The following is a 6,165-nucleotide window of genomic DNA, read 5'->3' on the forward strand; positions in this document are numbered from 1 at the left end:
GCCTCCAGGCGCCGCCGTACGCGGGGGTCGAGGTGCTCGGCGTCGGGGCTGTCGAGCAGGCTCTGATGCAGGGCAAAGGCTTCGGCCGCGCCCAGCCAGCCGTGGTCGGCGATCAGTTCCAGGCTGGCCTGGAACGCCGGCAGCGGGCGCACGTCCAGCAGCGCTCCGGCACTGCGCAGGCGTTCAACCGCCACCAACAGATGGGCCCGCACTGCGGGCTCGACGCGGGCATCTTCCAGCACCGTTTGCTCAACCCACACCCGTTGCCCGGCCAGGCTGCGCACCGGTGGCGCCTGGCGAGGATCATGGCCGCGCAGCAGCTCATCGAGCAGCCAGGCGTCACGCACACTGCGGGTCAACGGACCAAGGCTGTCGAGGCTGCGCGCCAGGGGAAAAACCCCATCGCGGCTGTAGCGCCGGCAACTGCTGCGAAACCCGACCAGGCCATTGAACGCCGCCGGGATGCGAATCGAACCGGCAGTGTCGGTGCCCATGGCCAGCGGCACGATCCCGGCCGCCACCGCCACCGCCGAGCCCGACGACGAACCGCCAGGCACACGCGGCTGGGCATCGCTATGGGGGTTGAGCGGGGTGCCGAAGTGCGGGTTCAGGCCCAGGCCGGAATAGGCGAACTCACTGAGGTTGGTCTTGCCCAGGCTGACCAGGCCGGCGCGGCTGAACTGGGCCACGCTGTGGGCATCCACCAGGGCCGGGGCGATTTCGCGGCGCACCGCGGCCCCGGCCGTGGTGCGACTGCCGGCGAGGTCGAACAAATCTTTCCAGGCCAGTGGCACGCCATCCAGGGCGCTCAGGGGTTGCCCGTCACGCCAGCGCGCGGCAGCGGCTTCGGCTTCCCGCCGCGCCCGCGCCGGGCTCAAGGCGATAAAGACGTGGGGCGTACGTTCAGCCTGTTGCAGCGCCTGTTCCAGCACCTGCACCGGGTCGTTGCGGCGCTGGGCAAACTCGGCAGCCAGCGCGGTGGCGTCCAACAGCGGTGAAGGGGTCATGGTGGGCACTCCAAATCCAGATAAAATGTACTAATTATTAAAATATACATTTTATACAGAGCAGGTTCCGTGCCACCTGGAGTTCGCCTTGGACCGGCAGGGTCTGTTGAAGCATGCTGAATGGGGCAACAGGGCCGGTGTAGAGAGGATGAATAAGGAGGCCGGGATGCCGACGGACGGAAAATCGGCTCGGCAAAAGACCCGCCACTGAAATAATGTACCTTTTACTAAAAAGTACATTTTAGTGCAGAAAAGTAACATTCCCCCTCTCCAAGCCCCAGGGCGGGGCACAAAAACGTGGCGCGCAGTGACACTGGCCAACTGTGAGAGAATCCCCGGCCATCGCCGCACAGCCCCCAGAGGAACCGATGAAAGCAGCACCCACCGAGGACCCACGCACCGCATCGCGCTACGCGATGATCCGTCAGGTATTACGTGACGCGATCATCCAGGGCACCGCCTTGCAGGGCCTGGTGTTGCTGGAGGCGCCGCTGGCGGAACTGTTCGGCACCAGCCGCGTGCCGGTGCGCAAGGCGCTGAACTTGCTGCACGACGAAGGCCTGATCAGCCGCTTCGATGGCCGTGGCTACCTGATCAACCCCGAAGGCCTGGCCATCGAACCGTTGCGCCTGCCCTTGAGCCATACCCACCTCGGCCTGGACAGCGGCGAAGAGCTGGTGGACACCCGGCCCCTGGGGGAACGGATCTACGAGGAAATCGGCAGCGCGCTGTCGACCTGCATCGCCTTCGGCCATTACCGCCTCGACGAACAGGCCGCCGCCGAACACTACGGCGTCAGCCGCGCGGTGGTGCGCGAGGCCTTGATGCGCCTGCGCGATCGCGGGCTGGTGGAAAAGGAGCCCTACTCGCAATGGCTGGCCGGGCCGCTGACCGCCCGCGAAGTCACCGAAGACTACGAACTGCGCGCCTGCCTCGAACCCGAAGCCCTGCGCCAGAGCGCCCCGGGGCTGAGCCGCGAAGTGCTGGAAGCGATGCTGGAACGCATCACCCAGGCACAACAGGTCGAGCATTGCAGCCTGCAACAACTGGAACGCATCGAAGAAGACCTGCACCAGCACTGCCTCGCCGGCCTGCAGAACCGCAAAATGGCGACCCTGATCCGCCAGGCCCAGAGCCCGATGATCATCAGCCGGATCTTCTACCGCCTGCTGGGCATCGGCGCCGACCCGGCGATGCTCGCCGAACACCGCCTGATCCTCGAACTGCTGCTGCACGGCGCCTTCGACGCCGCCGCCCTCAACCTCAAGGAACACCTGCAACGCGCCCGCCAACGCATGCTGCAACGCCTGAAAGTCCTCTCGGTCGTACCGGAACAGGAATTGCCGGCCTTTCTCAGCAAAATTAGCTAAGCCGCAGCCCATCCCCTCTATAAGAGCTTTGCTGGCGTTCGCTTAGAGGAGTCCCTTGAAGCACCGCGCCATACCGCAAAATCACAGGTGACGGTGGTAGAGCTTAATAGCCTAACAACTCAAGTTCGGCAGAGATTGCGTCTTGGGACCTTAGAGGAAACGAAGCCTTTTTCCCGTCAATAGTTCCATCTAGTCCGCTTTGTTTCTCCCGAGAACAAAGCTGCTATTTTTAAATTGAGGAATTCCCCCCTTACCTGTGTATCGATACAAAAAGACTCTATATAAGTCCCCACAAAAATCCGAGGCACGCGAACAAATGTGCCACTTCGCACAGACTACGAGAGTTTCCTTTTCCCGAACAAAAGTAGTGAACACGTCAGGTGAACCGCCTTCAACCTTATAGGTATCAACCAGAACCTCAGGTGCTCCATCACATATCCAACTGACATTTATTTCAGTTGAAGGAGCACCAAGACTCTCTTCATCCAACGTCGCCGGCATTGGTTTAAAGACATTTGAACAGCCTGAGCTTAACTCGCCAGCTGACAGGGTCAGGGTGTTAGGGGAGGCTTTATCTCCATAAGTTACACCAGGAGTTAAAAACGCTAAGATCACCAGCCATTTTCTGGTTTTAGAGTTGATATCCAGTTTTCCCTGCATGGATTATCACCTCTGTCGCCTCGTCTTTCACTCGCTGTCTGCCGGTAAAAAGCGGATGGAGCGAATAATTTCCAGCATCGCAGGAAGGGCAGTTTCAGAAGTGGACTGAAGTTTTTTCCCTGGGGTTTCCGAAACGTCCCTGGTGTCGTAGCCGAGCTCAATCCCTCCATTGTCAGTCGCCAACGTATGAGCGTTGTCTCCGAGGCAAACATTGAGTTTTCTCACTTGGCCCGGGAAGAAACTATTAAGAGAAAACGAGGAGATTTGGGCAATATTAAAATACGTTGGATGCACGCTCTCTAGGCGGCGCACATTGTAGTATCGCGTGTTCTCGGGGGACTCCACGGGAAGTAATTCCGGGCATAACTCCTTTGCTTGACCAAGATAACAACTAAAGTTAAGCGACAGAGATAGCTGATTTTTATAGTTAGGGAAGTATCGCTCGTGATTGAACGAGCCGAGGGCTAGGTCACCAACATAAGCAGATGTGCGCCCTCCTTTTCTTGCGACAAACTTAATGGCGCAATTCTGCATTGGAATAACGTAGAGCTGCATATCTGCGGGCAAAGCGACGCCCGCGTAGTCCGTGACGGTATCTTGTCCTGCGATAACAAGGGAACCCGGGAAATTAACAAAGAGGCCCACCACGAGCAGTCGGACCATAGGTAGCCTATTCATCGCGGGATCTCGCCTCTCAATTGATAGCCGTCCGGCAGGAACACCAGCTTGCCACTGGCGTCAGGGAAGACCGGGTGGTCGAGCAATAGCACTTGCGCATAGGCATACGCGTAATAACGGTCGACTAAGCCGTTGAGCTGCGGATCGGTACCGTTGATGTGGCCGGGCAGATTGATCAGGCAACTTACACGGCGAAAGAATTTGTTTTCATAGAACGTGAAGTTTTGACCAGGTTGCCGTTGTGCTTGCCTCAGTCCATGCACAACGGCGGGAGTAATCGTGCGGCCGCGCCAATGCCAGTAGCCAAGGTAGTTGCTTGGATGGGTGAGTTGCAGGAAACCGCGCCCGAACCACGGCGCGTACCAACGGTTGCCCGCATATTCTTCGAAGGCAACTGCCGACCAGGCCGGTTCCTGTACTGCGTTGCCCAAGAATGCTGCCATACGCGCCGGGGTGTTGATGATGAATTTACGTAGCGTGCGATTGAGTTCGGTTTTGAGGGCGGCGACCAGCCGGCCAGCCCTCGGCTGCATATCCTCATATACGATCTGAGCAGAAATACCGACCCCTACTCCACGCAACGCTCGTGCCGGTACCATGTGCCTAAGCTCGGCAGGGCTCAACCACCCACACCTCTTGAACACCTCAATAAACCGCAACGGATGAAAGTGATAATGCACCTTGCCCAAGGCCAGCACCTCTTTCACCACATCCTCCCAAAACGCCAGCGTCCCTTGCTCGATTCGCCATGGCCAGAGCGTCAGTATTGGCACATAGACTTTCTGTAGATAACCGGGATTCCATGATTACTTAACCTTCGACAAATCTAATACTCTTAACTATTTTGAGGAAGATGTTATAGCTAAGACCGGCATCAAGATCAAAGTCATTATCTCGCCGCGTTAAGCAGTACTGCCCCATAACCGCTGACTCTTTCGAATTTCCAATTACCATTCTGATACATCTGTTATGTTCAGAAAATCGTTCGCAGTATTCAGGCCGTGAAGTGGCCCTACTGAGCTCCTGATAAGAATCCTCTGCAATCCAGCCTTTCCAGTTGCCTCCAGACAGTTTTGACATGTGTGTCCTGCGGTTTAACGAACAGTTTTTTTCGGCGAAATCATTCATTGATTGCACTAGACCGGACAAATCTCGGCGGATGCCACTTTCGTTATTTATGGATAAAAGCTCATCAATACCTTTAGAGTATATTCTCAGCGAAGGCATCATATCTAACCACCTCGGACTTCTCTGCCCCTCCAGCAAAGCCCCTAGTAGTAAAAGTGCTCCTTCTTGGTCGCGATATGAACTGGTGCACAAATCCGACTGCACACCTTGATCAGAGGGTAGCTCCGCAGGAACATTCAATACCAGCCCACACTTCAATAGTAATTTATTTTCACCAGCCGCCTCATCACCTTTTGCAAAACTGCAGCCACACAAAAATACAGCCAGCAAAAACATCATCCAGAAAGTATTTTTTTTCAGCGCCATGTTAGTCATCCATGATCAGTATAAATTTTTCTAGTCTTCAGTTTGTCTTTCTAGAGTTGCTGTTACTGGCATACTGACTTCATCCTCAAAAACAAATCGGATGTATTTGAATAGCTCTTGGCGCCCATTCAATCCAATACTGCCACCGTTCACAGGGGTTGTGATTGCGGCGACGTTATTATCACCCCAACCAAGATCTGCACGACGATGTATATTCATGCCACTACGAAGTGTTTCATTATTTGCTGACACCATTAATTTACTTACCCAGAAGTACCCAGCGGAGTCCGCCGCCACCTCAGCATTTGTGGATAAAAAAATAGGATTAGGGTCTGCTGTAAAGTTAGCATTTCGAAATGTGCCGTAGTCTCGATAGTTATTTCGACCGGTAAGGTGAAGGAGTCCTCTTCCACAAAAACGAGGACCATCTCCGGCTTGAATATTTCCTAAAGCTTGTGCTTTTTCACGAATCTCTCCTGGACGCTGTGCCACATAGGTAGGTCGGTTCCTTCCTTTCAAAAATCCTGTTGCCTGTAACCAAGCATGCTTATTATCAAAATCTTCGCCGGCCTCCTGAGGTGTTAGAACTTCATACATGGTCCTAAAGTAGTGCGAATTACCTTTTTCGACTGTCGCCTTTAGCACACCGCTTTCCTTGTATATCTGGGCAAGGAAATGGGCCTGGCGCAATGTCGTGACGAATCCAAACTTCCTCCACATCCTATTTATTGATACATGTATATTTGCGGGCATTAATCCATTACTACTGTTGCCAATGGTCCAGCGCTCCAAGGCGTCTCCCCATAAGATAAGGCCTCCCGCGTTCTGAGAAGAGCGTCTTGGCAGTGTCTGCGCTAGTTCGCGCGCGCTACGCCAAGAGCAACTTTTCATAGTCTGAATAAACCGCAACGGATGAAAGTGAAAGTGCACCTTGCCCAAGGCCAGCCCCTCTTTCA

The 6,165-nt window shown here is 55.2% G+C and carries 7 protein-coding genes; 1 reads left to right on the top strand and 6 read right to left on the bottom strand.

Annotated features, from left to right (window positions below; all coding sequences use genetic code 11):
• Positions 1-1,007, bottom strand: a 1,007-nt coding sequence (locus tag CF161_RS23400; protein ID WP_020299096.1) for an amidase family protein, incomplete at its 3' end; no start/stop codon positions are given.
• 368 nt (positions 1,008-1,375) lie between these two features.
• Between CF161_RS23400 and CF161_RS23405 the strand changes: the two genes are divergently transcribed.
• Positions 1,376-2,377, top strand: a complete 1,002-nt coding sequence (locus tag CF161_RS23405) for a GntR family transcriptional regulator (protein WP_020299097.1) — start codon at positions 1,376-1,378, stop codon at positions 2,375-2,377.
• Between the two features lie 189 nt (positions 2,378-2,566).
• Here CF161_RS23405 and CF161_RS32905 read toward each other — a convergent pair whose 3' ends face one another.
• The 5 genes from CF161_RS32905 to CF161_RS32460 all read right to left on the bottom strand — a co-directional run.
• Positions 2,567-3,037: a hypothetical protein gene (locus CF161_RS32905; RefSeq protein WP_156882726.1), complete on the bottom strand. Its 471-nt coding sequence runs from the start codon at positions 3,035-3,037 to the stop codon at positions 2,567-2,569.
• A gap of 27 nt (positions 3,038-3,064) precedes the next feature.
• Positions 3,065-3,700 (bottom strand): hypothetical protein, encoded by a 636-nt coding sequence (locus CF161_RS23410; protein WP_020299098.1) that lies wholly within the window; start codon positions 3,698-3,700, stop codon positions 3,065-3,067.
• An 11-nt stretch (positions 3,701-3,711) separates the two neighbouring features.
• A complete protein-coding gene (locus CF161_RS23415) occupies positions 3,712-4,488 on the bottom strand; it encodes a hypothetical protein (protein WP_156882727.1) in 777 nt (258 codons plus the stop codon).
• A 37-nt stretch (positions 4,489-4,525) separates the two neighbouring features.
• Positions 4,526-5,209, bottom strand: a complete 684-nt coding sequence (locus CF161_RS32910; RefSeq protein WP_156882728.1) for a hypothetical protein — start codon at positions 5,207-5,209, stop codon at positions 4,526-4,528.
• A gap of 30 nt (positions 5,210-5,239) precedes the next feature.
• The coding region (locus CF161_RS32460) for a glycoside hydrolase family 19 protein (protein ID WP_371106539.1) at positions 5,240-6,165 on the bottom strand (926 nt) is incomplete at its 5' end.

Source organism: Pseudomonas sp. CF161 (assembly GCF_000416215.1).
Lineage (GTDB): Bacteria > Pseudomonadota > Gammaproteobacteria > Pseudomonadales > Pseudomonadaceae > Aquipseudomonas.

Coding starts and splice junctions, on each gene's coding strand:
- CF161_RS23405 (WP_020299097.1), top strand. CDS start 1,376: ATGAAAGCAGCACCCACCGAGGACCCACGCACCGCATCGCGCTACGCG.
- CF161_RS32910 (WP_156882728.1), bottom strand. CDS start 5,209: ATGGCGCTGAAAAAAAATACTTTCTGGATGATGTTTTTGCTGGCTGTA.
- CF161_RS23410 (WP_020299098.1), bottom strand. CDS start 3,700: ATGGTCCGACTGCTCGTGGTGGGCCTCTTTGTTAATTTCCCGGGTTCC.
- CF161_RS32905 (WP_156882726.1), bottom strand. CDS start 3,037: ATGCAGGGAAAACTGGATATCAACTCTAAAACCAGAAAATGGCTGGTG.